At 69.1% G+C, this 26,817-nt stretch carries 22 protein-coding genes and 5 tRNA genes; 17 read left to right on the top strand and 10 right to left on the bottom strand.

From position 1 onward, the window contains the following. Positions 1 to 161 precede the first annotated feature (161 nt). The 7 genes from purS (at position 162) to purM (ending at position 8,402) form a co-directional block, all read left to right on the top strand. Positions 162 to 422: a phosphoribosylformylglycinamidine synthase subunit PurS gene (purS, locus tag ACH4EW_RS04860; protein ID WP_398251460.1), complete on the top strand. Its 261-nt coding sequence runs from the start codon at positions 162 to 164 to the stop codon at positions 420 to 422. After that, on the top strand, positions 419 to 1,150 hold the full coding sequence (gene purQ / locus ACH4EW_RS04855; RefSeq protein ID WP_398251458.1) for a phosphoribosylformylglycinamidine synthase subunit PurQ: 732 nt from the start codon (positions 419 to 421) through the stop codon (positions 1,148 to 1,150). The genes purS and purQ overlap by 4 nt, the downstream gene beginning before the upstream one ends. Continuing rightward, entirely contained in the window at positions 1,147 to 3,396 is a 2,250-nt protein-coding gene (gene purL, locus ACH4EW_RS04850) for a phosphoribosylformylglycinamidine synthase subunit PurL (RefSeq protein ID WP_398251455.1), read from the top strand. The genes purQ and purL overlap by 4 nt, the downstream gene beginning before the upstream one ends. Before the next feature lie 326 nt (positions 3,397 to 3,722). Then, a complete protein-coding gene (locus ACH4EW_RS04845) occupies positions 3,723 to 4,361 on the top strand; it encodes a TetR/AcrR family transcriptional regulator (RefSeq protein WP_398251452.1) in 639 nt (212 codons plus the stop codon). 83 nt (positions 4,362 to 4,444) lie between these two features. Continuing rightward, positions 4,445 to 5,245, top strand: a complete 801-nt coding sequence (locus ACH4EW_RS04840; RefSeq protein WP_398251449.1) for a sterol carrier family protein — start codon at positions 4,445 to 4,447, stop codon at positions 5,243 to 5,245. A 496-nt stretch (positions 5,246 to 5,741) separates the two neighbouring features. Further along, positions 5,742 to 7,268: an amidophosphoribosyltransferase gene (purF, locus tag ACH4EW_RS04835; RefSeq protein WP_398251446.1), complete on the top strand. Its 1,527-nt coding sequence runs from the start codon at positions 5,742 to 5,744 to the stop codon at positions 7,266 to 7,268. A gap of 60 nt (positions 7,269 to 7,328) precedes the next feature. After that, on the top strand, positions 7,329 to 8,402 hold the full coding sequence (gene purM / locus ACH4EW_RS04830; protein ID WP_398251444.1) for a phosphoribosylformylglycinamidine cyclo-ligase: 1,074 nt from the start codon (positions 7,329 to 7,331) through the stop codon (positions 8,400 to 8,402). A 251-nt stretch (positions 8,403 to 8,653) separates the two neighbouring features. Here the strand turns inward: purM and ACH4EW_RS04825 are convergent, their stop codons facing one another. Together ACH4EW_RS04825 and ACH4EW_RS04820 are read right to left on the bottom strand one after the other, a co-directional pair. Beyond that, the gene (locus tag ACH4EW_RS04825; protein ID WP_398251441.1) at positions 8,654 to 8,911 is read right to left on the bottom strand and encodes a DUF3073 domain-containing protein; all 258 of its coding nucleotides are present in this window, start codon (positions 8,909 to 8,911) and stop codon (positions 8,654 to 8,656) included. A gap of 312 nt (positions 8,912 to 9,223) precedes the next feature. Continuing rightward, the gene (locus ACH4EW_RS04820; RefSeq protein ID WP_398251438.1) at positions 9,224 to 10,306 is read right to left on the bottom strand and encodes a Leu/Phe/Val dehydrogenase; all 1,083 of its coding nucleotides are present in this window, start codon (positions 10,304 to 10,306) and stop codon (positions 9,224 to 9,226) included. Between the two features lie 173 nt (positions 10,307 to 10,479). Here ACH4EW_RS04820 and ACH4EW_RS04815 point away from each other — a divergent pair, with 173 nt between their 5' ends. Both ACH4EW_RS04815 and bldC read left to right on the top strand, forming a co-directional pair. Further along, a complete protein-coding gene (locus ACH4EW_RS04815) occupies positions 10,480 to 11,325 on the top strand; it encodes a hypothetical protein (RefSeq protein WP_398251436.1) in 846 nt (281 codons plus the stop codon). Positions 11,326 to 11,848: 523 nt separating this feature from the next. Then, on the top strand, positions 11,849 to 12,055 hold the full coding sequence (gene bldC / locus ACH4EW_RS04810) for a developmental transcriptional regulator BldC (RefSeq protein WP_003949541.1): 207 nt from the start codon (positions 11,849 to 11,851) through the stop codon (positions 12,053 to 12,055). Positions 12,056 to 12,503: 448 nt separating this feature from the next. Here the strand turns inward: bldC and ACH4EW_RS04805 are convergent, their stop codons facing one another. The 3 genes from ACH4EW_RS04805 to hrpA all read right to left on the bottom strand — a co-directional run bounded on the left by ACH4EW_RS04805 (position 12,504) and on the right by hrpA (position 17,124). Beyond that, entirely contained in the window at positions 12,504 to 12,761 is a 258-nt protein-coding gene (locus tag ACH4EW_RS04805) for a DUF6274 family protein (protein ID WP_398251434.1), read from the bottom strand. Between the two features lie 137 nt (positions 12,762 to 12,898). Next, a tRNA-Asp gene (locus tag ACH4EW_RS04800) sits at positions 12,899 to 12,973 on the bottom strand. Positions 12,974 to 13,137: 164 nt separating this feature from the next. Continuing rightward, positions 13,138 to 17,124 carry an ATP-dependent RNA helicase HrpA gene (gene hrpA / locus ACH4EW_RS04795; RefSeq protein WP_398251432.1) on the bottom strand — a complete coding sequence of 1,329 codons (3,987 nt, stop codon included), beginning with the start codon at positions 17,122 to 17,124 and terminating at the stop codon, positions 13,138 to 13,140. Positions 17,125 to 17,282: 158 nt separating this feature from the next. Between hrpA and ACH4EW_RS04790 the strand changes: the two genes are divergently transcribed. The 3 genes from ACH4EW_RS04790 (at position 17,283) to ACH4EW_RS04780 (ending at position 19,421) form a co-directional block, all read left to right on the top strand. Beyond that, on the top strand, positions 17,283 to 17,714 hold the full coding sequence (locus tag ACH4EW_RS04790; protein ID WP_398251430.1) for a hypothetical protein: 432 nt from the start codon (positions 17,283 to 17,285) through the stop codon (positions 17,712 to 17,714). Between the two features lie 64 nt (positions 17,715 to 17,778). Further along, positions 17,779 to 18,576 carry a DsbA family protein gene (locus ACH4EW_RS04785; protein ID WP_398251428.1) on the top strand — a complete coding sequence of 266 codons (798 nt, stop codon included), beginning with the start codon at positions 17,779 to 17,781 and terminating at the stop codon, positions 18,574 to 18,576. Beyond that, positions 18,573 to 19,421: a cytochrome c biogenesis CcdA family protein gene (locus ACH4EW_RS04780; protein ID WP_398251425.1), complete on the top strand. Its 849-nt coding sequence runs from the start codon at positions 18,573 to 18,575 to the stop codon at positions 19,419 to 19,421. The genes ACH4EW_RS04785 and ACH4EW_RS04780 overlap by 4 nt, the downstream gene beginning before the upstream one ends. A gap of 38 nt (positions 19,422 to 19,459) precedes the next feature. Here ACH4EW_RS04780 and ACH4EW_RS04775 read toward each other — a convergent pair. The 3 genes from ACH4EW_RS04775 to ACH4EW_RS04765 all read right to left on the bottom strand — a co-directional run bounded on the left by ACH4EW_RS04775 (position 19,460) and on the right by ACH4EW_RS04765 (position 19,743). After that, positions 19,460 to 19,536 (bottom strand) — tRNA-Phe (locus tag ACH4EW_RS04775). 21 nt (positions 19,537 to 19,557) lie between these two features. Beyond that, positions 19,558 to 19,632, bottom strand: a tRNA-Asp gene (locus ACH4EW_RS04770). Positions 19,633 to 19,670: 38 nt separating this feature from the next. Further along, positions 19,671 to 19,743, bottom strand: a tRNA-Glu gene (locus ACH4EW_RS04765). 298 nt (positions 19,744 to 20,041) lie between these two features. On the opposite strand from ACH4EW_RS04765, the gene ACH4EW_RS04760 reads away from it, so the two are divergent. The 5 genes from ACH4EW_RS04760 (at position 20,042) to ACH4EW_RS04740 (ending at position 25,834) form a co-directional block, all read left to right on the top strand. After that, complete coding sequence (locus ACH4EW_RS04760; RefSeq protein ID WP_030929660.1) at positions 20,042 to 20,392, top strand: metallopeptidase family protein; 351 nt, start codon at positions 20,042 to 20,044, stop codon at positions 20,390 to 20,392. Between the two features lie 149 nt (positions 20,393 to 20,541). Next, positions 20,542 to 21,093, top strand: a complete 552-nt coding sequence (locus tag ACH4EW_RS04755) for a hypothetical protein (RefSeq protein ID WP_398251423.1) — start codon at positions 20,542 to 20,544, stop codon at positions 21,091 to 21,093. 207 nt (positions 21,094 to 21,300) lie between these two features. Next, positions 21,301 to 23,466, top strand: coding sequence for a DEAD/DEAH box helicase (locus tag ACH4EW_RS04750; RefSeq protein WP_398251420.1), 2,166 nt, complete (start codon positions 21,301 to 21,303; stop codon positions 23,464 to 23,466). Between the two features lie 261 nt (positions 23,467 to 23,727). Next, positions 23,728 to 25,281 carry an amino acid permease gene (locus tag ACH4EW_RS04745; RefSeq protein ID WP_398251418.1) on the top strand — a complete coding sequence of 518 codons (1,554 nt, stop codon included), beginning with the start codon at positions 23,728 to 23,730 and terminating at the stop codon, positions 25,279 to 25,281. A 479-nt stretch (positions 25,282 to 25,760) separates the two neighbouring features. Then, positions 25,761 to 25,834, top strand: a tRNA-Lys gene (locus ACH4EW_RS04740). A gap of 181 nt (positions 25,835 to 26,015) precedes the next feature. On the opposite strand, the gene ACH4EW_RS04735 is transcribed toward ACH4EW_RS04740, so the two are convergent. Both ACH4EW_RS04735 and ACH4EW_RS04730 read right to left on the bottom strand, forming a co-directional pair. Beyond that, positions 26,016 to 26,234 (bottom strand): hypothetical protein, encoded by a 219-nt coding sequence (locus tag ACH4EW_RS04735; RefSeq protein ID WP_398251415.1) that lies wholly within the window; start codon positions 26,232 to 26,234, stop codon positions 26,016 to 26,018. Positions 26,235 to 26,310: 76 nt separating this feature from the next. Then, the gene (locus ACH4EW_RS04730) at positions 26,311 to 26,745 is read right to left on the bottom strand and encodes a hypothetical protein (protein WP_398251412.1); all 435 of its coding nucleotides are present in this window, start codon (positions 26,743 to 26,745) and stop codon (positions 26,311 to 26,313) included. Positions 26,746 to 26,817 lie beyond the last annotated feature (72 nt).

Here is a 26,817-nt window from a genome sequence, read left to right as displayed (position 1 = left end):
AGGACTTTCCCCATGTGTTGTCACGGCCGATATCCGGGCGTGACCGGGGCTCTCGATATCTACCCGCGTAGAATTTCTGGCCAGGTAGGCTGAGGGGACCTGCGGGGGTCTGGGGAGCCCCCCGGAGAAACAGCCGCACCACACCACCACCGGGAGTGCCAGTGGCACGCGTCGTAGTCGACGTCATGCTCAAGCCCGAGATCCTCGACCCGCAGGGACAGGCGGTGCAGCGCGCACTGCCCCGTCTCGGCTTCGAGGGAATCGCGGACGTACGTCAGGGAAAGCGTTTCGAGCTCGAGATCGAGGGGCCGGTCGACGACGCCGCCCTCAGCCGTATTCACGAGATGGCCGAGACTTTCCTCGCCAACACCGTCATCGAGGACTTCACCGTGAAGGTGGAGAAGGCCGAGGAGTCGAAGTGACTTCCCGCCCGTCTCCCACCACCCGTGAGGGAGGCCCTTCGGGCCGCAGTAACACCCGAATCGGAGTCGTCACCTTTCCCGGAACGCTCGACGACAAGGACAGCCTGAGGGCCGTACGGGTCGCGGGTGCCGAACCCGTACCGCTGTGGCACCGCGACAAGAACCTGCACCAGGTCGACGCGGTCATCCTGGCGGGCGGCTTCTCCTACGGCGACTACCTGCGGGCCGGAGCCATCTCCCGCTTCTCGCCGGTCATGGAGACCATCATCGAGCAGGCCAAGGCAGGGATGCCGGTTCTCGGTATCTGCAACGGCTTCCAGATTCTGACCGAGGCGCATCTGCTGCCCGGCGCGATGCTGCGGAACAATCACCTGCACTTCATCTGCCGCGACCAGAAGCTGCGCGTCGAGAACGCGGAGACGGCCTGGACCTCGGACTACTCCGCGGGCCAGGAGATCTCCGTACCGCTCAAGAACATGGACGGGCGATATGTCGCCGACGAGCGCGTGCTCGACGAGCTGGAGGCGGAGGGCCGGGTCGCCTTCCGCTACCTGGACATGAACCCCAACGGCTCGCTGCGCGACATCGCCGGCATCACCAACGCCGCGGGCAATGTCGTCGGTCTGATGCCGCACCCGGAGCACGCCGTCGAGCCGCTGATCGGAACCGGTCGTACCGACGGCCTCGGTTTCTTCACCTCGATCATCAAGAAGCTGGTCAACGCATGAGCCTGGATACGGTCAAGCACGCGGCCGAGACCCCGGACGTCGCGCAGCCCTGGAAGGAGCTCGGCCTCAAGGAGGACGAGTACGCCCGGATCCGCGAGATCCTGGGCCGCCGTCCCACCGGCGCCGAGCTCGCCATGTACTCCGTGATGTGGTCCGAGCACTGCTCGTACAAGAGCAGCAAGGTCCACCTCAAGCAGTTCGGCGAGAAGGTCCCCGCCAACGACGCGATGCTCGTCGGCATCGGCGAGAACGCCGGTGTGGTCGACGTCGGTCAGGGTTACGCGGTCACCTTCAAGGTCGAGTCGCACAACCACCCCTCGTACATCGAGCCCTACCAGGGCGCCGCGACCGGCGTCGGCGGCATCGTCCGCGACATCCTCGCCATGGGTGCCCGCCCGGTCGCGGTCGTCGACCCGCTGCGCTTCGGCGCCGCCGACCACCCCGACACCAAGCGCGTCCTGCCGGGCGTCGTCGCCGGCATCGGTGGCTACGGCAACTGCCTGGGCCTGCCGAACATCGGCGGCGAGGTCGTCTTCGACGCCTGCTACCAGGGCAACCCGCTGGTCAACGCCGGCTGCATCGGCGTGATGAAGCACGAGGACATCCACCTGGCCAAGGCTTCCGGCCCCGGCAACAAGGTGATCCTCTACGGCGCCCGCACCGGCGGCGACGGCATCGGCGGCGTCTCGGTGCTGGCCTCCGAGACCTTCGACGACACGAAGCCCGCCAAGCGCCCCGCCGTCCAGGTCGGTGACCCGTTCCAGGAGAAGCTCCTCATCGAGTGCACTCTGGAGGTCTTCAAGGAGAAGCTCGTCGCGGGCATCCAGGACCTCGGCGGCGCCGGGCTCTCCTGCGCCACGTCCGAGCTGGCCTCGGCCGGTTCCGGCGGGATGCGCGTCGAACTGGACACGGTTCCGCTGCGCGACTCCTCCCTCTCGCCCGAGGAAATCCTCATGAGCGAGTCGCAGGAGCGCATGTGCGCGATCGTCGAGCCGCAGCACGTCGAGCGCTTCCTGGAGATCTGCGAGAAGTGGGACGTCATCGCCACCGTCATCGGTGAGGTGACCGAGGGCTCGCAGCTGGAGATCTTCTGGCACGGCGAGCAGATCGTGGACGTGCCGCCGCGGTCCGTCGCCCACGAGGGTCCGACGTACCACCGCCCGTTCGCCCGCCCGTCCTGGCAGGACGCGCTGCAGGCCGACGACGCGGGCAGGCTGGCCCGGCCGGCGAACGGTGCCGAGCTGCGCGAGCAGGTCCTCAAGCTGGTCGCCTCGCCGAACCAGGCGTCGAAGTCCTGGATCACGGACCAGTACGACCGGTTCGTGCAGGGCAACACCGTGCTCGCGATGCCCGAGGACGCCGGCATGGTCAGGATCGATGAGAAGTCGAACCTGGGCGTGGCCATGGCGACCGACGGCAACGGCCGGTACGCCAAGCTCGACCCGTACACCGGTGCGCAGCTCGCGCTGGCGGAGTCGTACCGCAATGTCGCCGCCTCCGGTGCCAAGCCGCTCGCGATCTCGGACTGCCTGAACTTCGGTTCGCCCGAGGACCCGGATGTCATGTGGCAGTTCGCCGAGGCCACCCGCGGTCTCGCGGACGGCTGCCTGGAGCTGGGCACCCCGGTCACCGGCGGCAATGTGTCGCTGTACAACCAGACCGGTGAGACGGCGATCCACCCGACACCGGTCGTGGCCGTGCTCGGTGTGATCGACGATGTCACCCGGCGTACGCCGGTCGCCTTCGCGGAAGAGGGCCAGCTCCTCTACCTGCTGGGCGACACGCGTGAGGAGTTCGGCGGCTCGGCGTGGTCCGAGGTCGTCCACGGCCACCTGGGCGGCATGCCGCCCAAGGTCGACCTGGGCCGCGAGAAGCTGCTCGGCGAGATCCTGATCTCGGCCTCCCGCGACGGCATGATCGACGCGGCGCACGACCTCTCGGACGGCGGTCTGATCCAGGCGGTCACCGAGTCCTGCCTGCGCGGCGGCAAGGGTGCCCGGCTGGTCGTGCCGGACGGTCTGGACGCGTTCACCTTCCTCTTCTCCGAGTCGGCGGGGCGCGCGGTCGTCTCCGTTCCGCGCAGTGAGGAGCTCCGCTTCAACGACATGTGCGGGGCGCGCGGTCTGCCCGTCGCCCGTATCGGTGTCGTGGACGGCGAGGAGATCGAGATCCAGGGCGAGTTCAGCATTCCGCTGAGCGAGCTGCGCACGGCGCACGAGGAGACCATTCCGGGTCTGCTCGCCTGACGCCTGATCCTGTTCGAGGACGGCCCCGCCCGGTTCATGGGTGGGGCCGTCCTCGTTCCGTCCTGTTCGGCGGATCCGGAACTCCGGGAATTCCGCCGGGCCGCATGCGCATTTCCGGCTGATGGACTATTGGGGTGCGGGGGTGAACAGCCCGCAGAATTCCGTTCAGCCGTGGGTCGGCGGTGGTGTTCCGGTGAATGGGCCGGCATTCGCCTTCGGCGGAAGGGGAGCAGCGCCGTGCTGCTGTGGTCGCGCCACCATGCCATTGAAATGCATCGAGTCAAAATTTGATCCGGGAGTAATTTTCATCCTTGTACAGTGATGCCATGACTGAGGGGATGAGTCTGCGCGAGCGCAAGAAGCTCCGGACGCGACACCGTCTGCTGACCGCGGCCACCGAACTCTTCGCCGAGCGCGGCTTCGACAAGGTCTCGGTCGCCGAGATCGCCGAGGCGGCCGAGGTGTCGAAGATGACCGTCTTCAACTACTTCGCCGGCAAGGAGGACTTGGTCCTCGCTCCCTTGGAGGAGCACATCGGCGATGTCGCGCGAGTGGTACGGGACCGGGCCCCCGGCGAGTCGGCGGCGGCCGCCGTGCGGCGGCAGTTCCTGGCAGCCCTCGAGGCCCGTGACCCCTCCTCCGGGCTGAGCGATACCCCGGTGGCGCTCGGGCTGAGCCGGCTGATCCAGGAGACCCCGGCGCTGCTCATCCGGGCCCAGGCGTTCTCCATGCGCTCCTTCGACCTGCTCGCCGAAGTCCTGGCCGAGGAGGGGGAGGATCCGTCCATCGCCCGGATCGCGTCCGCCCAGCTGATCAGCACCCGCAGCGCCCTCATCGCCGCGAATCAAATGCGGCTGCTGGCGGGGGAGTCGGCGGACGCGGTCGCGCCGGATGCCGTCGCGCTCGCCGAGCGCGGTTTCGACCTGCTCGACAAGGGGCTGGGCGACTTCGCCACCAGGCCCTGAGGCCGCCGGTCCGAGAGGGCTCAGAGCCTGTCCGCTCCTTCTCCCACTGCCAATCGTGGGCGAGATCGTTAGGCTCCTGGACCATGCCGCCGTCCCAGAAACGAGCCCGCCGCTACGACCCGGTCAGGACCCGCACCGCGGTCCTGGCGCAGTTCGCCCATGTCCGGGAGGCCGTCCGCGCTCTGACGCCCGAACAGCTCGCGCTGCCGACCCGGCTGGGGGACTGGACCGTGCGCGACCTGGCTGTCCATCTGACCATGGCGCTCTCGCACGTCACGCGGAACCTGGAGCTGCCCGAACCCGCCTCGCCCAAGCCCGATCTGACGCTCCTCGAATGGCCGTTCTCGACCGCGGACCGGGCCGCCCGCATCGCCGACGCCACCAAGGCGCTCGCCGCGGACCGTCTGGACCTGGACGCGCTGTACGGGGAGGTCGCCGGGCGGTTCGAGGAGTTGGTGCCCGAGGCCCCTGCGGAGCGGCTGCTGCCGACCCGCGTCGGCGCGATGCGGCTGGCCGACTTCCTGGTCACGCGTACCGTCGAACTCGTCGTGCACACCGACGACCTGAACGAGGCGGCCGGCCTCGGTATCCCTTACGACCGGCAGGCGTTCGCCGCCTGCACCCGGCTGCTCGCCGACGCCCTCGCGGAGAAGGCGCCGGGCGGCTCGGTCGAGGTGCGCGTCCCGCCGTTCGCCGTCGTCCAGTGCGTCCAGGGCCCCAGGCACACCCGTGGTACGCCGCCCAATGTCGTCGAGACCGATCCGCTCACCTGGATCCGGCTGGCCACCGGGCGTACCGAGTGGGCCCGGGAGCTCGACGCGGCGAAGGTCGGCGCCAGCGGTGAGCGGGCCGATCTCGCCGCGCTGCTGCCCCTGATGAAGTGAGCGGGAACCGGACGACGGCCCGTCGGGTACGGCAGCAGGCCGGCGTGGCCCCGATGGCTCCGCGATGGGCTGGTGCCGCGACGGGGCAAACCTTGCCGGTCGCGGCACCAGGTGAGCGTTCGTGCGGCCCGGAGAAGGCGTCCCGAGGCCCCCGAGAAGCCACATACCGGGCTTCCAGGTGTGAGGCTCGCCACGAAACGGACGTTCGGCCGGACTCCGCGCCTGGGCGCCGACCCGTTCACCGAGCGCCACCATTCGACCCGGCTGATTCCATGCCCCGAGTGGCCGGAACTAGTCGGTAACCGGCCGCTGGTCCGGGCAACCGCCGCCCTGTAGCCGTTCCGCGTCCCTCTCGCACCTCACCGGACCCCGGGAACGATCACTCCGAGTGGCCGCCAGGGCCGGCCCCTGGGCCGCCCTCGGGAGCGCTTCCCCGGTGCTCCGGCCCGGTATCCCGAATTCGGACCAGTGGTCGATCTCGCCTACACTCGGTGGCGTGCCCCGTGGTGATGGACGACTCAACCACGACCTGCTCCCCGGAGAAAAAGGCCCCCAGGACGCTTGCGGCGTCTTCGGTGTCTGGGCTCCGGGTGAAGAGGTCGCCAAGCTCACCTATTTCGGCCTGTATGCCCTGCAGCACCGTGGACAGGAGTCCGCGGGTATCGCAGTGAGCAACGGGTCCCAGATCCTGGTCTTCAAGGACATGGGACTGGTCTCGCAGGTCTTCGACGAAACGTCTCTGGGGTCTCTCCAGGGCCATATCGCGGTCGGTCATGCCCGCTACTCCACCACCGGCGCCTCGGTGTGGGAGAACGCGCAGCCGACGTTCCGTGCGACCGCGCACGGCTCGATCGCCCTGGGACACAACGGCAACCTGGTCAATACGGCCCAGCTCGCCGAGATGGTCGCCGAGCTTCCCCGCAAGGACGGTCGCGCCACCCAGGTCGCCGCGACGAACGACACCGATCTGGTGACCGCGCTACTCGCCGGCCAGACCGATGAGGACGACAAGCCGCTCACCATCGAGGAGGCCGCCGCGAAGGTGCTCCCCGACGTGAAGGGCGCCTTCTCTCTCGTCTTCATGGACGAGCACACCCTTTACGCCGCCCGCGACCCGCAGGGCATCCGCCCGCTGGTTCTCGGCCGCCTCGAGCGCGGCTGGGTGGTGGCCTCCGAGTCCGCCGCCCTCGACATCTGCGGTGCCAGCTTCGTCCGTGAGATCGAGCCGGGCGAGCTCGTCGCCATCGACGAGAACGGCCTGCGATCCTCGCGCTTCGCGGAAGCGAAGCCCAAGGGCTGTGTCTTCGAGTACGTCTACCTGGCCCGCCCCGACACCGACATCGCCGGACGCAACGTCTACCTCTCCCGCGTGGAGATGGGCCGCAAGCTGGCCGCCGAGGCGCCCGTCGAAGCCGATCTGGTGATAGCGACTCCGGAGTCCGGCACCCCCGCCGCCATCGGTTACGCGGAGGCCAGCGGCATCCCGTTCGGCGCCGGACTGGTGAAGAACGCCTATGTCGGCCGGACCTTCATCCAGCCGTCCCAGACCATTCGCCAGCTCGGTATCCGCCTCAAGCTGAACCCGCTCAAGGAAGTCATCAAGGGCAAGCGCCTGGTGGTCGTCGACGACTCGATCGTCCGCGGCAACACCCAGCGCGCACTGGTCAGGATGCTCCGCGAGGCCGGCGCCGCCGAGATCCACATCCGGATCTCGTCCCCGCCGGTGAAGTGGCCCTGCTTCTTCGGCATCGACTTCGCGACCCGCGCCGAGCTGATCGCCAACGGCATGACGGTCGACGAGATCTGTACGTCGATGGGCGCCGACTCGCTCGCGTACATCTCGCTGGACGCCATGGTCGAAGCGACGACGATCGCCAAGCCGAACCTGTGCCGCGCCTGCTTCGACGGCGAGTACCCGATGGAGCTGCCGGACCCGGAGCTGCTCGGCAAACAGCTGCTGGAGACCGAGCTGGCGGCAGGCCCCGCGGCCACCGCCGCGTCCGACGCCCTGCGTCGTCCGTGACGGCCCAGCCGTACCGCCCTGGCCACCAGCCCCGTATTTCCACACGAAAGATCCCAGGCAATGTCTGAGACAACAGGTGCTTCCTACGCGGCAGCGGGCGTCGACATCGAGGCCGGCGACCGTGCCGTCGAGCTGATGAAGGAGTGGGTGAAGAAGACGCAGCGCCCCGAGGTCGCGGGCCTTGGAGGCCTGGGCGGGTTCGCCGGACTCTTCGACGCCTCGGCCCTCAAGCGTTATGAGCGTCCGCTGCTCGCCTCCGCCACCGACGGCGTCGGCACGAAGGTGGACCTCGCCCGCAAGATGGGCGTGTACGACACCATCGGCCACGACCTCGTCGGCATGGTTGTCGACGACCTGGTCGTCTGCGGTGCCGAGCCGCTCTTCATGACCGATTACATCTGTGTCGGCAAGGTGCACCCCGAGCGTGTCGCGTCCATCGTGAAGGGCATCGCCGAAGGCTGTGTCCTCGCCGGCTGCGCCCTGGTCGGCGGCGAGACCGCCGAGCACCCGGGTCTCCTCGGTCCGGACGACTTCGATGTCGCGGGCGCCGGTACGGGTGTGGTCGAGGCCGACCATCTGCTCGGCCCGGAACGTATCCGTAAGGGTGACGTCGTGATCGCCATGGCGTCGTCCGGTCTTCACTCCAACGGGTACTCGCTCGTCCGTCACGTGTTCTTCGACCGGGCCGGCTGGGCGCTGGACCGCGAGGTCGAGGAGTTCGGCCGGACGCTCGGCGAGGAGCTCCTGGAGCCCACCAGAATCTACTCGCTGGACTGCCTGGCCCTCACCCGTACGACCGAGGTGCACGGCTTCAGCCACGTCACCGGCGGCGGCCTCGCCAACAACCTGGCCCGGGTCATCCCGGACGGACTGCATGCCAGGGTCGACCGCTCCACCTGGACGCCCGGTGCGGTCTTCGACCTGGTCGGCAAGGCCGGGCAGGTCGAGCAGCTGGAGCTGGAGAAGACGCTGAACATGGGCGTCGGCATGATCGCGATCGTCCCGGCCCAGTCCGTGGACGCCGCCCTGACGACGCTGGCCGACCGCGGGGTCGATTCCTGGGTCGCGGGCGAGATCACTGAGCGCGGGGCGCACACCTCGGGTGCGGAGCTGGTGGGCGGCTACGCGCGATAGAGCGGAGCGGATGGGTGACCGGGGCCGCGCCCGGTTGCCGCTCCGTCGTCGGAAGCCGGACGGGCTCGATGCGCTGAAGCATGCCCTCGATCGCCGGGCGGGCCGGTTGCTGCCGCTCGGCGTGGAGATCGAGCCCACTGTCGTCGTCCGCAGACGGGTACCGAAATCTGCCCGAGCGGCCTCACCGGATCGGGGTAGCACAGAACCCGGTCCGGGACAGGCCCGGACCGGGTTGATGTGTCAGCGCGAGGTCAAGCGCCGCGGCGCTTGGACGACGGACCGGACTTGTCGTCCTCGTCCTCGTCCTCGTCGTTGTTGTACAGATCCGCGTACTGTGCGTACGGGTCATCTTCCTCGTCGTCGTCCTCGAACGGCTCTGCGTTCGGTGGCTGACTTGAAGGCGATGCGCCCAGCTCACTGGCCAGACGCGACAGGTCAGTCCCGCCGGTGCTGTACTTCAGCTGGCGGGCGACCTTGGCCTGCTTGGCCTTTGCCCGGCCGCGCCCCATGGCTCGACCCCCTCGGTGACGGGGCTCGACGGCCCCAGAGTCTTGACACGCGTTCATGTTTCAGGACGGACTCTCAGTAGAGAGACCGTGCCCGTAGGGCTTTAACGGTACCTGCTTCCGCGACCATACGGTACGCCGCCCGCATCACATGCCCCGGAAGAGGACCGGCGAGAAGCCCCGTCCTCGCTGGTCAACTGCGATTTTAACCTCTTTTTGGCACGCGACCCGCCGACCGGCGTGAGTCTTGTCTCGCCGGTCGGCGGGTCGCATGCCAAAAAGAGGCGGGGACGCCGGGTGACGCCCCCGCGACCGTCAGCTACGGCGCGCTTCGGCCATTCGCTGTTCGGCGATCCGGTCGGCCGCTGCAGCAGGCGGAATGCCATCATCCTTCGCACGTGCGAATATGGCGAGCGTGGTGTCGAAGATCTTCGACGCCTTGGCCTTGCACCGGTCGAAGTCGAAGCCGTGGAGCTCGTCGGCGACCTGGATGACACCGCCCGCGTTCACCACGTAGTCGGGTGCGTACAGGATCGACCGGTCCGAGAGGTCCTTCTCGACACCGGCGTGCGCGAGCTGGTTGTTGGCCGCGCCGCACACCACCTTGGCGGTGAGCACCGGAACGGTGTCGTCGTTCAGCGCGCCGCCGAGCGCGCACGGGGCGTAGATGTCGAGGCCCTTGGTACGGATCAGCGCCTCGGTGTCCGCGGCGACGGCGACCTCGGGGTGCTGATCGGTGATGCGGCGGACGGATTCCTCCCGGACATCCGTGATCACGACCTCCGCGCCGTCCGACAGCAGATGCTCGACCAGGTGGCGGCCGACCTTGCCGACTCCGGCGACCCCCACTTTTCGGCCACGCAGCGTCGGGTCGCCCCAGAGGTGCTGGGCGGAGGCCCGCATGCCCTGGAAAACACCGAACGCGGTGAGGACCGAGGAGTCGCCGGCGCCACCGTTCTCCGGGGAGCGGCCGGTGGTCCAGCGGCACTCGCGGGCGACGACGTCCATGTCGGCGACATAGGTGCCGACGTCGCAGGCCGTCACGTAGCGGCCGCCGAGCGAAGCCACGAACCGGCCGTAGGCCAGCAGCAGGTCTTCGGACTTGATCGTCTCGGGGTCTCCGATGATGACGGCCTTGCCGCCGCCGTGGTCGAGACCGGCCATGGCGTTCTTGTACGACATACCGCGCGAGAGGTTCAGCGCATCGGCGACGGCCTCCTCCTCGGAGGCGTACGGATAGAAGCGGGTGCCGCCGAGGGCCGGGCCCAGAGCGGTGGAGTGGATGGCGATGACGGCCTTGAGGCCGCTGGCACGGTCCTGGCAGAGCACGACTTGCTCGTGGCCTCCCTGATCCGAGTGGAACAGGGTGTGCAGGACGCCGTCGGTCACATTGGTCACTGTGGTGACTCCCAAGGAAGCGGCGGAGGACCCTCCTGAAGGTGGGGAGGGCCGCGGACCGGCCGGCACGGCCGGTCCGACTGGGCAAGAGCGTAAGTCCTACGCGGACGTAGATCTGTTCCAGTGCCGAGGATCACCCCCCGGCGGAGTACGGGCATGACACGATTTGCTGCATGTCGGTGGTGTCTTCAGTGCTCGTCCCTTACGCGTCCTATCTCCGGGTGTACGAGCCGCTGGCCGCCTTCCCGGAGCCCGAACGCGGTCACTGGGCCCGTTACGCGGGGCGATCCCGTATCCCCACGGCCCAGGACGAACTGCGTCGTTCGCTCGCCGACTTGGTGGCCACGCCGCCGGTCGGCGTGCCGGTGCACGAGAGCGCGGACGCGTTCGTCGCCGAGATGGACGGTGTGGTGTGCGTCTGTCCGTGGCGGACCAGGCTGCGCGGCTGGCTGGCGCTGGACGAGCTGGTGGAGATGTTCCCCGGACCGGTGCTTGACGCGGTGCTGCCACCGGTGGTGCGCGGGCAGGCCGTCGCGGACCACGAGCGGTGGGCGGAGCGCAACCCGGACGCCAGGCCCTGGATCCTCACCTCGGTGTGGCAGGTCCCGGTGCGCTGGTTCGTGCTCTTCTCCGACGAGGAGCGGGAGTACGCGGAGGCCGGCGAGGACGGTGAGCCGCCCGTACTGCGCTACCGGACGCCGATGGTCCAGGCCCGGCGCCGGCTGGCCCGGGCGCTGAGGACGCTGCGGGAGGCCGTGGACGAAGGGCCGCTGACCGAGGGGCTCGTGGACGTGGGGCGCTGGCTGGAGGAGTTCCATCCGCGTGCACTGGTCGAGTTGGACTACGCGGGTCTGGTGCACGCACTGCCGGCGGAGCAGCTGGCCGGGGACCGCTCGGCCGCCGATGTGGCCGAGGGCATCGCGGCGCTGCAGGCCGGAGACTCCGAAGGGGCGAGTGAGGCGTACGGGCGGCTGGCGGAGCGCTGGCGGGCGGTAAGAAATCGTCAATTCGCGAACTGACGAGGCCTCATCCGCGTCTGAACCTACGACCGGTCTGGCACGTGAGGATGAAGAGGCGGAAGCGTACCTCAGTGGTCTTAGGACCTACGTCCCGAACCGGGCCTTTGCCTCAAGCGTGATGGATAGCACTAACTGGGCCCTTGCGTCCTTCCCTGCCCCTCGTGCCAAAATAGGACAAGGGGCCCGGGGAGGTCTCCATCCGTCCAACTAAGGGCGGAATGCTCAGCATTGCACGCTATGGGGGGTCTGATGGCTCCTGGTCACTCTGTGACTGATTGTCACGGGGGTGTGACTGTCCGCTATGGCATGGTCCATCGGCTTCCGTCGCTGATGAACACCTGGGAGGGCAATTCCATCGGTTTGGCCGACGCGGCTGGACGGATGGTGTAGTTGTAGTGCCGAGGACAAGCCGTTCGTCCTATAACCGACTCGGCCTGCGTCTGCCATTTCGGGCAACGCGGGTCAAGGTGCAGAATTTAGAGGAAAGAACCGAGATTGTTCGGTTCTCCCGAGGAGGCCGCTCATGACCGCTCGCACCCCTGATGCCGAGCCGCTGCTGACCCCGGCTGAGGTTGCCACGATGTTCCGCGTGGACCCGAAGACGGTTACCCGCTGGGCCAAGGCGGGCAAGCTCACGTCCATCCGCACGCTCGGTGGGCATCGCCGGTACCGCGAGGCAGAGGTCCGCGCACTGCTTGCGGGTATTCCGCAGCAGCGCAGCGAGGCCTGAGACACCCCTGTCGCCGCGCCACAACCGGGCTTCCGGGTCCCCCAGCCCATGAAGGCCCACCCATAGCTCCAAATGACGGGCGCCCGCCCCAACGGGCGCCATACCTGTGCAATACGGGTACGTCGTTCGATCGCGCTGGACTCCGCCGGGTCCAGCGCGATTTTTTTGTGCCCTCACGGCCTCGGAGGCATTCCCTGTCCGCGCCGCCCCCCGGCGGCTCGGGGGCTGCTGGAAACCGGGCGTCCGGTTGGCTCCCGGCCGGGGTGCCGTGCGGGCTTGCGCGGGTCTGTTCGGGACTGTTCCCGACCGCCCCGGGGAAGCCGGGCCGGGCGGCTCGCAAGGACCCCCGGTGCTCCCGTTCGAGTGGTGCAATTGCACATATTAAATTCGCTAGTTGTAGGAAGGGTGTAAGGTCGCTTCCTTCTCAAAACTCATTCAGTGACTCCCGTCACACTGCATGAGTCTTGCCGGTCGGGGGACTTTCGCCCTGGGGCTCCTGGCCTTCCTGGGCGCCGTTGTGGCGCCCCGCGCGCAGGACCGGCGGCTCGGGCGAAGCGGTGGTCCGGGAGGCCGTCACAGGCTCCATGGCGAGCCGCAGGAGCCGATGGCAGATCGGACAGTGGCGAGTGAGGTGGCGATAGCCGGAAGCGGCGGCCAGATGGGCACGCAGAAGCGCGCGGGTCTCGTGCTCAGTGGATACCGCCATAAGCGCCACCTCCCGGTGGACCGCCGCCCCGCGCCGGCGAACAGGGGCAGCCCCTGTTGTCTGAGTACTCGTCGGCAGTTGCCGGAGTCAAGACGCGCGAAAGCCCGGATCCAGAAGGATCCGGGCTTTCGTTACTGCGGTCCTGACGGGATTTGAACCCGCGGCCTCCACCTTGACAGGGTGGCGAGCACTCCAAACTGCTCCACAGGACCAGGTTTTCGCGGCTGCCTTGCGGCTGGCTGCGAACCAGACTGTACAGCAGGTCAGCGGGTCCGGTCGAACTCACCGAAGGTGGCGGTTCCGTTACGGCTTGGACCCGGGGCGTCTTACGACCTCGCCCACGATTGTCAGCGGCGTCCAATCGTGGGCGAGGTCGCTACGGGGCCACCGCGTCGATCGCCTTCACGATCCGCTTGTCGGAGACGGGGTAGGCCGTCCCCAGAGCGTGCGCGAAATAGCTGACCCTGAGCTCCTCGATCATCCAGCGGATGTCCAGGACCTCCTGCGGAACGGGCCTGCCCTGCGGCATCTGTTCAAGCAGCCAGGCGTACTCGTCCTGCATTTCGTGGACCTTCTCCATGCGCGTGGTGTCGCGCTGGACAGCCGTCGGCATCTGCTGGAGCCGGCGGTCCACGGCGACCAGATAGCGCATCAGGTCGGGCAGCCGGCGCAGCCCGGTCGCTGTGACGAAGCCCGGCGGCATGAGGGCCGCGAGCTGGTCCCGTGCATCGGTGACGTTGTTGACCAGGACGAGGCTGTTGGTGGCCTTCAGGCGCCGCTCGCAGGCCTGCCAGGCGGCCAGCACCTGCTGCACCTGCTTGACCGTGTGCTCGGTCAGCGCGACGAGGTCGGCGCGCACCTTGTCGTACAGCTTGCGGAACGACTCCTCGTCCCAGGCCGGGCCGCCGTGCGCGCCGATCAGCCGGTCGGCGGCCGCCGTCGCGCAGTCCTCGAAGAGCGCCTGGATGGAGCCGTGCGGATTGCGGGACAGGGCCAGCTTCTGCTGGTTCGTCAGCTTGTCCGAGACGAACTTCGCCGGGTTCACCGGGATGTTCAGCAGGATCAGCTTCCGGGTGCCGCGCCACATCGCTTGCTGCTGCTCGGCCTCGGTGTCGAAGAGCCGTACGGCCACTGTGCCCGTCGCGGCTCCCTCCTGGTCGACGAGCGCCGGGTACGCCTTGACCGGCTGGCCGGCCCGGCGCGTCTCGAAGACCCGGTTCAGCGTGCCGATCGTCCAGTCCGTGAGGCCCGAACGCTCGATGGACTCGCCAGAGGGCCCCGCGGTGGCCGCAGCGGCCTTGGAGAGGGCCTGACGGGCCTTGGGGCGCAGCTGGAGCTTCAGCGCCTCCAGATCCTTGTCCTCGGCCACCTTGCGGCGCCGCTCGTCGACGATCCGGAAAGTGATCTTCAGGTGGTCCGGGATGCGGGTCAGGTCGAAGTCGTCGGCGTCGACCGGGACGCCGACCATGCGCTGGAGCTCCCGGGCCAGCGTGACCGGCAGCGGCTCCTGCTGTGACGTCGGGCTGCCGGAGGCGGACGGGACCGCCCGGTCCAGGAACTTGCCCGCGTAGTTCGGCGCGGGGACGTAGTGCCGGCGGATCGGCTTGGGCAGCGAGCGGATCAGCTCGGTGACCATTTCCTCGCGCAGGCCCGGGATCTGCCAGTCGAAGCCCTCGGCGGTGACCTGGTTGAGCACCTGGAGCGGGATATGGACGGTCACACCGTCCGCGTCCGCGCCGGGCTCGAACTGGTACGTCACCCTGAACTTGAGCTTCCCTTGCCGCCAGGAGTCGGGGTAGTCGTCCTTGGTGACGGCCCCGGCCTTCTCATTGATGAGCATCGAGCGCTCGAAGTCCAGCGCGTCCGGCTCGTCGCGGCGCTTGTGCTTCCACCAGGAGTCGAAGTGCGCCCCGGAGACCACGTGCTCGGGGATGCGCTGGTCGTAGAAGTCGAAGAGCGTCTCGTCGTCCACGAGGATGTCGCGGCGCCGGGCGCGGTGCTCCAGCTCCTCGACCTCGCCGAGGAGCTTGCGGTTGTCGTGGAAGAACTGGTGGTGCGTCCGCCAGTCGCCCTCGACCAGGGCGTTGCGGATGAACAGATCGCGGGAGGTCTCGGCGTCGATACGGCCAAAATTGATCTTGCGCTGGGCGACGAGCGGTACCCCGTACAGCGTGACCCGCTCGTAAGCCATCACCGCCGCCTGGTCCTTCTCCCAGTGCGGTTCGCTGTAGGTGCGCTTCAGCAGATGCTGGGCCAGCGGCTCGATCCACTCCGGCTCGACCCTGGCATTGACCCGTGCCCACAGCCGGGACGTCTCGACCAGCTCGGCCGACATCACGAACCGCGGCTGCTTCTTGAAGAGCGCCGAGCCCGGGAAGATCGCGAACTTGGCGTTGCGCGCGCCCAGGTACTCGTTCTTCTCGGTGTCCTTCAGCCCGATGTGCGACAGCAGCCCGGCCAGCAGCGAGGTGTGCACCGCCTGCTCCGGCGCGGCCAGGTCCGCCGAGGACTCCCCGGGGTGCATGCCCATCTGCTTGGCGACCGTGCGCAGCTGCGTGTAGATGTCCTGCCATTCGCGGATGCGCAGGAAGTTCAGATACTCCTGCTTGCACATCCGGCGGAAGCTGGACGAGCCGCGCTCCTTCTGCTGCTCGCGGATGTACCGCCACAGATTCAGGAACGCCAGGAAGTCCGACGTCTCGTCCTTGAAGCGGGCGTGCTGCTGATCGGCCTGCGTCTGCTTGTCCGAGGGCCGCTCGCGCGGGTCCTGGATGGAGAGCGCGGCGGCGATCACCAGGACCTCACGCGTGCAGCCGTTGCGGTCGGCCTCGATGACCATGCGGGCGAGGCGCGGGTCGAGGGGCAGCTGCGCGAGCTTCCGTCCCAGCTGGGTCAGCCGCTTCTTCGGATCCTTCTCCTGCGGGTCGAGCGCACCGAGCTCCTGGAGGAGCTGGATGCCGTCGCGGATGTTGCGGTGGTCCGGCGGGTCGATGAAGGGGAACTTCTCGATGTCGCCCAGGCCGGCCGCGGTCATCTGGAGGATGACGGAGGCCAGGTTCGTACGCAGGATCTCGGGGTCGGTGAACTCCGGACGGGTCAGGAAGTCGTCCTCGGAGTACAGCCGGATGCAGATGCCGTCCGACGTACGGCCGCAGCGGCCCTTGCGCTGGTTGGCGCTGGCCTGCGAGATCCGCTCGATCGGCAGCCGCTGGACCTTGGTGCGGTGGCTGTAGCGGGAGATCCGGGCGTTGCCCGGGTCGATCACGTACTTGATGCCGGGGACGGTCAGCGAGGTCTCGGCGACGTTGGTCGCCAGCACGATCCTCCGGACGACGCCGCCCGGAGGCCGCTGGAAGACCCGGTGCTGCTCGGCGTGCGAGAGGCGGGCGTAGAGGGGGAGCACCTCGGTGTGGCGGAGGTTCTTCTTGTTCAGCGCGTCCGCGGTGTCGCGGATCTCGCGCTCGCCGGAGAGGAAGACCAGGACATCGCCCGGGCCCTGTGACTGGAGCTCGTCGACGGCGTCGCAGATCGCGGTGATCTGGTCGCGGTCGGAGTCGTCCGTGTCTTCGGCGTCCCCCTCCACCAGAGGGCGGTAACGCACCTCGACCGGGTACGTACGTCCGCTGACCTCGACGATCGGCGCATCGCCGAAGTGGCGCGCGAACCGCTCGGGGTCGATCGTCGCCGAGGTGATGACGACCTTCAGATCCGGGCGCCTGGGCAGCAGCCTGGCCAGATAGCCGAGCAGGAAGTCGATGTTCAGCGACCGCTCGTGGGCCTCGTCGATGATGATCGTGTCGTACGAGCGCAGCTCGCGGTCCGTCTGGATCTCGGCGAGCAGGATGCCGTCCGTCATCAGCTTGACGAATGTCGCGTCGGGGTTCACCTGGTCGGTGAAGCGGACCTTCCAGCCGACGGCCTCGCCCAGCGGGGTCTTCAGCTCGTCGGCGACGCGCTCGGCGACCGTGCGCGCCGCGATCCGGCGTGGCTGGGTGTGCCCGATCATGCCCCGGACACCACGTCCCAGCTCCATACAGATCTTGGGGATCTGCGTGGTCTTGCCGGAGCCGGTCTCCCCGGCGACGATCACGACCTGGTGGTCGCGTATCGCCTTGAGGATCTCGTCCTTCTTCTGACTGACCGGGAGCTGTTCCGGGTACGACACTGCGGGCATCCGCTCGGCGCGCAGCGCGAGCCGCTCGGCTGCCTTTCCGGCCTCGGTGGCGATCTCGTCCAGCACGGACTGCCGGGCCTCGGGCTTACGGATGCGGCGCGCCCCTTCGAGACGGCGGCCGAGCCGGTGTGCATCGCGGAGCGAGAGCTGTCCGAGCTGGGACTGGAGATCAGCGAAGGAAGTAGACATACGGAGCCCAGGATCTCACCCGGGCCCGAAGAACGGCGAACGTATTTCGTGCGGTCCGGGTCACCCCGCATCGGCACTGCTCGGAGGCGTGGGATCACAGCACGTACCATTTCCGGCAGCTGACCAACCGTTGCCCCCGTCCGGAAAGGCCGGTCGCCGTGTCCCGTACGCAGTGGTGCTGCCTGGTGGCGGTGCTCGCGGTCGCACTGGGGCTGTTCTGCGGCCCGGCGACGGCCGGCGCGGGGGATGCAGGGCGTACGGCTGCGGCCGGCGCAGAACATACGGTTGCCGCGGCTGCCGGGGCCGGCGCCGGAAGGGTGGCCGCCTCGGACAGCCCCGCCCTGGCCACCGCGTCGGCCGCGGACCGGCACGAGGCCCCGGGGTGCGGCAAGAGCCGGAAGCACGAGGACGGTGAGCCCGCTCTGCCGGGCCGGGCCCGTGCGGCGTTCGACCAGGCGCCCGGCCTCGCCGAGTGGGGCCTGCCCGCCGCCACCGGACAGGGACTCGTCCGCCCGCCCGTACGGATAAAGCTGCGCGGCCCCGCGGCTGTCGCGCCCACTCCGGTCGAGCTCTCCGTGCTGAGGGTGTAGACGGCCGCTCTCCGACCGGCCGTACCTCTTCCCTCCCTCCCGCATCACCAGCACGGAGTTCCACATGTCCAAGTCCACGTCCTCACGTAAGCCGTCGTCCAGGAAGCCGCTGGTCTACGGCGCCGGAGTCGTCCTCGCCGCAGCCCTGCTCGGTTTCGTCTCCTACCGAGCCACCGCCCCCGACCACTCGGGTACTTCTTCTTCTTCCTCCTCCTCGCCGGTCGCCGATGCCACCGCGGACCCGGACGCCGACGGCTATGCGGAGCTGGCGAAGCTCGCCCGGCGCGACCCCGGTGACAAGCTCGCGCAGGGCCGGGTGGACGCGCCCGTCGTCCTCATCGAGTACGCCGACTTCAAGTGCAGCTACTGCGGCAAATTCGCCCGCGACACCGAACCCGCCCTGGTGAAGAAGTACGTCGACGACGGCACCCTGCGCATCGAGTGGCGCAACTTCCCGATCTTCGGCGCCGAGTCCGAGGCCGCGGCCCGCGCCGCCTGGGCCGCCGGGCAGCAGGGCCGCTTCTGGGAGTTTCACCGTGCCGCGTACGCCGAGGGGGCCATGGAGAAGGGGTTCGGCAAGGACCGGCTGAAGGAGCTCGCCCAGCAGGCCGGGGTCCCGGACCTCGACCGGTTCGTGCGCGACGCCGACAGCGCCGCCGCCTCCGCCGCGGTGCGCAAGGACCAGGAACAGGGATACGAGATCGGCGCGACCTCCACCCCGTCGTTTCTGATCAACGGCCGCCCGATCGCCGGCGCCCAGCCGGTGGAGACCTTCAGCCAGGCCATCGAGGCGGCGGCCGAGGAGGCCCGCGAGACCGAGGACGCCAAGGGCGGCGAAGGCGCCGAGGGCAGCGCGAAATGACGGCTGACATCGGCTACTTCGCGGCCTTTCTCGGCGGACTGCTCGCCCTGGTCAGCCCGTGCAGCGCGCTGCTGCTGCCCGCCTTCTTCGCGTACTCCATCGACTCCACCTCGCGGCTCCTGGCCCGTACCGGCATCTTCTACGCCGGTCTGGCTACCACCCTGGTCCCGCTCGGCGCCGCGGGCTCGTACGCCGGACGGCTCTTCTACAGCCACCGTGACGCGCTCGTCCTCGGCGCCGGGTGGCTGATCATCGTGCTCGGCATCGCGCAGATCGTGGGTCTGGGCTTCGCCTCGCGCCGGATCGCCGCCCTCAGCGGCAGAATCCGTCCGACCACCGCCGTATCCGTCTATGCGCTGGGCGCCGTATACGGACTGGCCGGGTTCTGCGCCGGCCCGATCCTCGGCAGCGTCCTCACCGTGGCGGCGGTCAGCGGCAGCCCGGTCTACGGCGGACTGCTGCTCGCCGTCTACGCCCTCGGCATGGCGGTCCCGCTCTTTCTGCTCGCGCTGCTCTGGGAACGCTTCGACCTGGGCCGGCGGGCCTGGCTGCGGGGTCGTACCTTCCGGCTCGGCCGCTTCGAGCTGCACACCACGACGCTGCTGTCGGGGCTCTTCTTCATCGGCCTCGGCGTGCTGTTCCTCGTGTACGACGGGACGACGGCGCTGCCCGGGCTGCTGGATGTGGACAAATCATTCGCCGTCGAGCAGTGGGCCCGGAGCATCGGAGAACATGTGTCGGACGCGATGGTGCTGGTGGCCGCGGTCGCGGTGGTGCTGCTGGTGCTGGCGGTACGGGCGTGGCGCGGCCGGGGCGTGAACTCGGAGGGTCGCGAAGAGGCCTGACACGACGAAGGCCCCGTCCGGTGGACGGGGCCTTCGGGTGGTGGCTGGGGCCGGGATCGAACCGGCGACCTATCGCTTTTCAGGCGATCGCTCGTACCAACTGAGCTACCCAGCCACGCAGCTCATAAGGCTGCAGCGGTCCTGACGGGATTTGAACCCGCGGCCTCCACCTTGACAGGGTGGCGAGCACTCCAAACTGCTCCACAGGACCAAGCTGTTGTGCGACTAAGTGTCGCACAAGGTGGTGCGTGCCCCCAACGGGATTCGAACCCGTGCTACCGCCTTGAAAGGGCGGCGTCCTGGGCCACTAGACGATGAGGGCAGAACTACTGGTGCTACTGCTTCTGCGTCCCCCGAGAGGTTCCGCTTCTCCTTCAACCTCTAGGGTCTCAGAACGGTCAAGCCCTGACCGGCGCCCTTGGGCACGTCGGAGACTGTACTACGGCGTTTCGGCGTCAGCCAAACCGAATAGGCGAAGGGTCGCTCCGGTCGGGTTCTCCTCCAGCAGATGGCGGCTGACCTCGGCCGTCGTCGGGCCAGGACTGCCCGGGGCGATCTTGGCCCGGCGTGTGGGCGGCGGCGACCGGGCCCGGGGCGCGGCCGTACGGGACAATGGCGGGGTGCTGGAGATGACGCGCGAAGAGTTCGAAGAACTGGTCGCCGAGGCGCTGGACCGGATCCCGCCGGAGCTGACGCGGCTGATGGACAACGTCGCGGTGTTTGTCGAGGACGAACCGGACCCGGGCGATCCGGAGCTGCTCGGGCTCTACGAGGGCACACCGCTGACCGATCGCGGCGAGTGGTACGCGGGGGTGCTGCCGGACCGGATCACCATCTATCGCGGGCCGACCCTGCGGATGTGCGAGTCGCGCGAGGATGTCGTCGCCGAGACCGAGATCACGGTCGTCCATGAGATCGCCCATCACTTCGGCATCGATGACGAGAGGCTGCACGCGCTCGGCTACGGATGAGCGCGCGGGCGCGGTGCGGGCGTGGTGCGGGAGGTGTGCGGGCCGGGCGCGGGGCGTGTCCCCGGCAGGGCAGAGGGAGTTGGGCACGGCGCCCCCCGCTTCTTCCCGTACCGCTCCGCGCTCTCTTCGTACCCCCGGAGGTGCCTCCCGTGCGCCAGTTGTCCGCTCCCGTCCGTTGGGCAGCCGTCATCGCAGTGACGGTCGCCGCGTCCACAGGCTGCATGAGCGTCGGCGGCGACGGAGGGAAACCGGCGCCGTCGCCGTCCTCCGAGCCGAAGGGGAGCGCGGCGGGGCCGGACGGCGGCACCGTGGCGGGCACGGGCGGCGCCCGCACCGGTGGTGGCGGCGGCGACGTGCACTCCGAACGGGAGCCGGCCGAATCTCCGGGGCCGAGCGGCTCTGCCGGCCCTTCGGGCTCGCCCGGCGGGGTGCGCCCCGGCGCGAAGCCGGGTGATCCGGGGCCGACGCCGGTGCCCTCGGTCTCGCAGCCGGTGCCCGGGGCGCCGCAGCCCGAATCCCCGCCGCCGTCCGAGCCGGCCGGCCCCGAGCCGCCCGCCTCTCCGGAGCCGGAGCCCTCGGAGCCGTCGCCGCAGCCGTCCGCCTCGTCGGCGGCCCGGCTCCGCCACCACGCGATGAGTGCGCCCAGGGGGCCGTGGGCGCTGCGGACGCCGGACGTCTCGCCGCAGGTGGGGCCGGTGTAACGGGGGGCGAAGGGGGCGGTTTGCGCAATGTGGGGGGGAGTGCGTATGGTGGCAGATCGTTTGATCCCATTGCCCGGCGCCGAAACAGAAGCGCGCCGTGTGGCGCGTACTCTCCCTTGCCGTGGCTGGACCGCATTGAGGCGGTCGAAATTGCGAATCACGGAGTTACGGGCGCGTGCCGAGACTCCGGAAGGTTTCGCATTTCGCATGTCAATTTCCAGTTCTGACCACACCGTCATGCCCGAGAGCATCGAGAACGACGAGCTCGCCGAAGCCGTCGTCGCCGAGTCCAACGACTCCATCGAGGCCGACGCCCCGCAGGCCGACACCGACTCCGCCGTCGACGCGGCTGCCGAGCCGACCGTCACCTTCGCCGACCTGGGCCTGCCCGAGGGCATCGTCCGCAAGCTCGCGCAGAACGGTGTGACCGCGCCCTTCCCGATCCAGGCCGCGACCATTCCGGACGCCCTGGCCGGCAAGGACATCCTGGGCCGCGGCCGTACCGGCTCCGGCAAGACCCTCTCCTTCGGTCTGCCGACCCTGGCCACGCTGGCCGGCGGCCACACCGAGAAGAAGAAGCCCCGCGCGGTCATCCTCACCCCGACCCGTGAGCTCGCGATGCAGGTCGCGGACGCGCTTCAGCCGTACGGCGATGTGCTCGGCCTGAAGATGAAGGTCGTCTGCGGCGGTACGTCGATGGGCAACCAGATCTACGCGTTGGAGCGCGGTGTCGACATCCTCGTCGCCACCCCGGGCCGACTGCGCGACATCATCAACCGGGGCGCCTGTTCCCTGGAGAACGTCCAGGTCGCCGTCCTCGACGAGGCCGACCAGATGTCCGACCTGGGCTTCCTGCCCGAGGTCACCGAGCTGCTCGACCAGGTTCCGGTCGGCGGTCAGCGCATGCTCTTCTCCGCCACGATGGAGAACGAGATCGGCACGCTGGTCAAGCGCTATCTGGACAACCCGGTGAGCCACGAGGTCGACAGCGCCCAGGGCAACGTCACGACCATGACGCACCACGTCCTCGTCGTGAAGCCGAAGGACAAGGCGCCGGTCACCTCCGCCATCGCCGCCCGCAAGGGCCGCACCATCATCTTCGTCCGCACCCAGCTGGGCGCCGACCGCATCGCCGAGCAGCTCGTCGAGGCGGGCGTGAAGGCGGACGCGCTGCACGGCGGCATGACGCAGGGTGCCCGTACCCGCGTGCTCGCCGACTTCAAGGACGGTTACGTCAACGCGCTCGTCGCGACCGACGTCGCCGCCCGCGGTATCCACGTCGACGGCATCGACCTGGTGCTGAACGTGGACCCGGCCGGTGACCACAAGGACTACCTGCACCGCTCGGGCCGTACCGCCCGTGCCGGCAAGTCCGGTGTCGTCGTCTCGCTGGCGCTGCCGCACCAGCGCCGTCAGATCTTCCGCCTCATGGAGGACGCGGGCGTCGACGCCTCGCGCCACATCGTGGGCGGCGCGGGTGCCTTCGACCCCGAGGTCGCCGAGATCACCGGCGCCCGTTCGCTGACCGAGGTCCAGGCCGACTCCGCGACCAACGCCGCCAAGCAGGCCGAGCGCGAGGTCGCCGACCTGACCAAGCAGCTGGAGCGCGTCCAGCGCCGCGCCGGTGAGCTCCGTGAGGAGGCCGACCGCCTGGTCGCCCGTGCCGCGCGCGAGCGGGGCGACGACCCCGAGGTCGCGGTGGCCGAGGCCGCCGCCGAGGCGGAGGCCGCGATCGAGGCCGCCGTCTCCGTACCGGAGCAGCCCGCCGCCCGTGACGACCGTCGCGACGACCGCGGCAACTTCGAACGCCGGGACAACCGCGGCGGCGACCGTGGCGGCTACCGCGGCGGCAACGACCGCCGGGACGACCGCGGTGGCGACCGTGGTGGTTTCCAGCGTCGTGACGACCGTCCGTCGGGTGGCTTCCGCCGCGACAACGACCGTCCGTCCTTCAGCCGGGACCGCGGTGGCGACCGTGGTGGTTTCCCGCGTCGTGACGACCGTCCGTCGGGTGGCTTCCGCCGCGACAACGACCGTCCGTCCTTCAGCCGGGACCGCCGTGACGACCGTCCGTCGGGCGGCTTCCGCTCCAACGACCGCCGTGACGACCGTGGTGGCCGTTCCTTCGACCGCCGCGACAACGACCGTCCGTCGTTCAACCGCGACCGTCGTGACGACCGCCCCTCGGGCGGCTTCCGCTCCGGTGGCAGCGACCGTCCGTTCAACCGCGACCGTCGTGACGACCGTCCCTCGGGCGGCTTCCGCTCCGGTGGCGGCGACCGTCCGACCGGCCGCCGCGACGACCACCGTGGCACGGGCACCGGTTCCTTCGGCCGCCGCGACGACAAGCCGCGCTGGAAGCGCAACGGCTGAGCGCAGCTGCCTGACTGACTGACCGGGATGCCCCGCCGAAGCTTCGGCGGGGCATCCCGGCTTTTTGATGTTGCGGATCCGGCCTCGCTGGTAAACGGCGACCGGCAAGGTGACCCGGACGCTCGGCACCGGCTCCAGAGCAGACGCACGATGGAGGACCCGCGGTGAGCCGTCGTGCGCGCCGTGGGGCTGTCGTGGGGCATTGTTTTTGGGGCAGGATCCGGCACATGTCATGCCCCCGGTGAGGGAATCGCTGGGGGCATGACAATCAACTCCCCAGTGCCACCGGCGAGTTCATCCGGGTCCGACGAGGCGAGGCTCGCCGAACTCGGATACACCCAGGTCCTCGCCCGTCGGATGTCGGCGTTCTCCAACTACGCCGTCTCGTTCACGATCATCTCGGTGCTCTCCGGCTGCCTGACGCTCTATCTCTTCGGCATGAAGACCGGCGGTCCCGCCGTCATGACCTGGGGCTGGGTCGGTGTCGGCCTGATGACGCTGTTCGTCGGCCTGGCGATGGCCGAGATCTGTTCGGCGTACCCGACCTCCGCCGGCCTCTACTTCTGGGCCCACCGGCTGGCCCCGCCGCGCTCAGCGGCGGCCTGGGCCTGGTTCACGGGCTGGTTCAACGTCCTCGGCCAGGTCGCCGTTACGGCCGGCATCGACTTCGGGGCGGCGTCCTTTCTGGGCGCGTATCTGAACCTCCAGTTCGACTTCGAGGTCACTCCCACCCGTACGATCCTGCTCTTCGCCGCGATCCTGCTGCTGCACGGCCTGCTCAACACCTTCGGCGTACGGATCGTCGCCATCCTGAACAGCGTGAGCGTCTGGTGGCATGTCATCGGCGTCGCCGTCATCGTCGGCGCCCTGACCTTCGTGCCGGACTCGCATCGGTCGGCGTCGTTCGTCTTCACCGGGTTCGTCAACAACACCGGCTGGGGCAGCGGCTTCTACGTCGTGATGCTCGGCCTGCTGATGGCCCAGTACACCTTCACCGGCTACGACGCCTCGGCCCATATGACGGAGGAGACCCACGACGCGGCCACGGCGGGCCCGCGCGGCATCGTCCGGTCGATCTGGACCTCATGGATCGCCGGCTTCGTCCTCCTCCTCGGCTTCACGTTCGCCATCCAGTCGTACGACGGGGCGTTGAACTCCCCGACCGGCGCCCCGCCCGCCCAGATCCTCCTGGACGCCCTCGGCGCCACCACCGGAAAGCTCCTGCTGCTGGTCGTGATCGGCGCCCAGCTCTTCTGCGGCATGGCGTCCGTGACCGCCAACAGCCGCATGATCTACGCCTTTTCCCGGGACGGGGCCCTGCCCTTCTCCCACATCTGGCACACGGTCAGTCCACGCACCCGCACCCCCGTCGCCGCTGTCTGGCTCGCCGCCCTCGGCGCCCTGGCCCTGGGCCTCCCGTACCTGATCAACGTCACCGCGTACGCCGCGGTGACCTCGATCGCCGTGATCGGCCTGTACATCGCCTATGTCATCCCCACCCTGCTCCGCCTGCTCCGGGGCGACGGCTTCACCCCGGGCCCCTGGCACTTGGGCCGCTGGTCCCGCCCGATCGGCGTCGTCGCGGTGACCTGGGTCCTGATCATCACGGCTCTCTTCATGCTGCCGCAGGTCTCGCCGGTCACCTGGGAGACGTTCAACTACGCCCCCGTCGCGGTCCTGGTGGTCCTCGGCTTCGCCGCGACGTGGTGGCTGGCCTCCGCCCGCCACTGGTTCCTCAACCCGAATCACAAACGCACGACCACACCCGACGAAGCTCGCGGTGGCCCCTCTGACACTTCATTGAAGCCCCTCTGACGTCTCCGGATCGCGTCGCGACGGGGCCCGGTATCCGATACCCGATCGGCAGCCGGGCCCCGGCGGGCTATGCTCAGGGGTGATTCGCCGAGGGCCGTTAGCTCAATTGGCAGAGCAGCGGACTTTTAATTCATTGGGTGCAACGGGCGGCCGGACCGCCGAGCCACCGCCGAGTCGCGCTGGAACCCCCTCTGACCTGCTGCTAAGCGGTAACGCCTAGGCTCTGTCTGATCACTGTGCCGAGTGCTCGAAGGCCAGGGGAGCGCGAGGGGAGCGCATTCGGACAGGGGTTGTGCGGATGGGGCGCGCGGCCTGATCTGCTGAGTTCCCTCGCCTCCGCAGCCGTTCGAGCGGTCCACCTGCCTCCTCGTTGTGGAGCTCCGACAACAGCTGATCGGGGCGGGGCCCCGGGCTCGGCTCGCGGCATCGTGGATAAGGCTGTGAGGGCGGCCCGACCGTAGGGCTATGCTGGGGCGCGCGGGCCGCTAGCTCAATTGGTCAGAGCAGCAGACTTTTAATCTGTTGGTTGTGGGTTCGAGTCCCACGCGGCCTACCGCTCGCCCCCAGGCCAGGGACGCTCTGGCCTAGGGGCGAAGTTGTTCCAGGGCCTGTTGAAGACACTGGCTCAGCGGATGATCAGCCGAGTTGAGCTGCCGAGCCACTCCCAGTTCATCGACCAGGCCGGAAACTACTTCGTGTTCATCATCAGTGAGCGCCTCGCGCTACCTGGTCACCTATTGAGGTGCCGGAGGTAGAGGATGCGAGCGGCGCTGCGTCGCATTGGTGATCAGTTGTTCGTAGCGGGCGGTGTGCTCAGGGCTCAGTCGGCCGGCAGCGTAATCTGCGGCGATGCGGCGGCGGGCCTGGTCCAGAACGGCGCGGGCGTTGAGGAGCGGGGTGACGCCGACCGCGCGGAGGATTCCCGTGCGAACGGCGTGAGCCTGAGTTGCCATGGGGTGAGAGCGCCCACCGGCATGAGTTGCCGCTCCGCTCGAAGGAGCGGATTACGCCCCAATGCCTCTCCCCTCGCTACTCTTGGTCGGTTGCGGCTGGCGTCCGGGTCAGGTTGAACGTGAGGCTGGAGAAGTCGCGGCCCTGGATCACCGGGCCGCTCTGGGTGCCGCCGCTGATGCTGTTGTGCACGTCTCCGCCCTGCGCCTCCTGGGCCTGCCGCCACCACTCGTCGAGGCGGGTGCGGAACTCGCCGTCCAGGGCGGCGCGTACGCCCAGGGCAGTGGCGAGCGCCTGGGCTCGGATGGGGTCGGTGGGCTCGCTCTCCAGGGCCGCGACCTCCAGCTCGCCCGAGCTGATCGAAGAGGCTCCGTCATCCTCGGCTCCCTGTGCGACCCCGCGGCGGAAGGGACGCCGGACCAGCGCGGTGAGTCCCAGCCACGCGTTGCGCCCGGCCTCGGTGCCGATGCCGCCTGCCAGTGCCGCCAGTGCGGCTGCCGTGATCGGATCCACGCCAGGTCTCCCTCGGTCTGAGTCTCGGAGCACCCAGCTTAGGGTTATGTCCTGGTGGGGTGGAGGGGCTTG

This window comes from Streptomyces sp. NPDC018000, assembly GCF_044328025.1.
In the GTDB taxonomy this organism is placed as follows: Bacteria; Actinomycetota; Actinomycetes; order Streptomycetales; family Streptomycetaceae; genus Streptomyces.
Note: the sequence above shows the minus strand (reverse complement) of the source record. Positions and strands in the feature narration are given on the sequence as shown.

Bases quoted from the DNA above. Each gene is read 5' to 3' on its own strand.
- ACH4EW_RS04825 (WP_398251441.1), bottom strand. From the start codon at position 8,911: ATGGGGCGCGGCCGGGCAAAGGCCAAGCAGGCCAAGGTCGCCCGCCAG.
- ACH4EW_RS04815 (WP_398251436.1), top strand. From the start codon at position 10,480: ATGTCGGTGGTGTCTTCAGTGCTCGTCCCTTACGCGTCCTATCTCCGG.
- ACH4EW_RS04805 (WP_398251434.1), bottom strand. From the start codon at position 12,761: ATGGCGGTATCCACTGAGCACGAGACCCGCGCGCTTCTGCGTGCCCAT.
- purM (WP_398251444.1), top strand. From the start codon at position 7,329: ATGTCTGAGACAACAGGTGCTTCCTACGCGGCAGCGGGCGTCGACATC.
- ACH4EW_RS04845 (WP_398251452.1), top strand. From the start codon at position 3,723: ATGACTGAGGGGATGAGTCTGCGCGAGCGCAAGAAGCTCCGGACGCGA.
- ACH4EW_RS04840 (WP_398251449.1), top strand. From the start codon at position 4,445: ATGCCGCCGTCCCAGAAACGAGCCCGCCGCTACGACCCGGTCAGGACC.
- purL (WP_398251455.1), top strand. From the start codon at position 1,147: ATGAGCCTGGATACGGTCAAGCACGCGGCCGAGACCCCGGACGTCGCG.
- ACH4EW_RS04750 (WP_398251420.1), top strand. From the start codon at position 21,301: ATGTCAATTTCCAGTTCTGACCACACCGTCATGCCCGAGAGCATCGAG.
- ACH4EW_RS04785 (WP_398251428.1), top strand. From the start codon at position 17,779: ATGTCCAAGTCCACGTCCTCACGTAAGCCGTCGTCCAGGAAGCCGCTG.
- hrpA (WP_398251432.1), bottom strand. From the start codon at position 17,124: ATGTCTACTTCCTTCGCTGATCTCCAGTCCCAGCTCGGACAGCTCTCG.
- bldC (WP_003949541.1), top strand. From the start codon at position 11,849: ATGACCGCTCGCACCCCTGATGCCGAGCCGCTGCTGACCCCGGCTGAG.
- ACH4EW_RS04745 (WP_398251418.1), top strand. From the start codon at position 23,728: ATGACAATCAACTCCCCAGTGCCACCGGCGAGTTCATCCGGGTCCGAC.
- ACH4EW_RS04735 (WP_398251415.1), bottom strand. From the start codon at position 26,234: ATGGCAACTCAGGCTCACGCCGTTCGCACGGGAATCCTCCGCGCGGTC.
- ACH4EW_RS04780 (WP_398251425.1), top strand. From the start codon at position 18,573: ATGACGGCTGACATCGGCTACTTCGCGGCCTTTCTCGGCGGACTGCTC.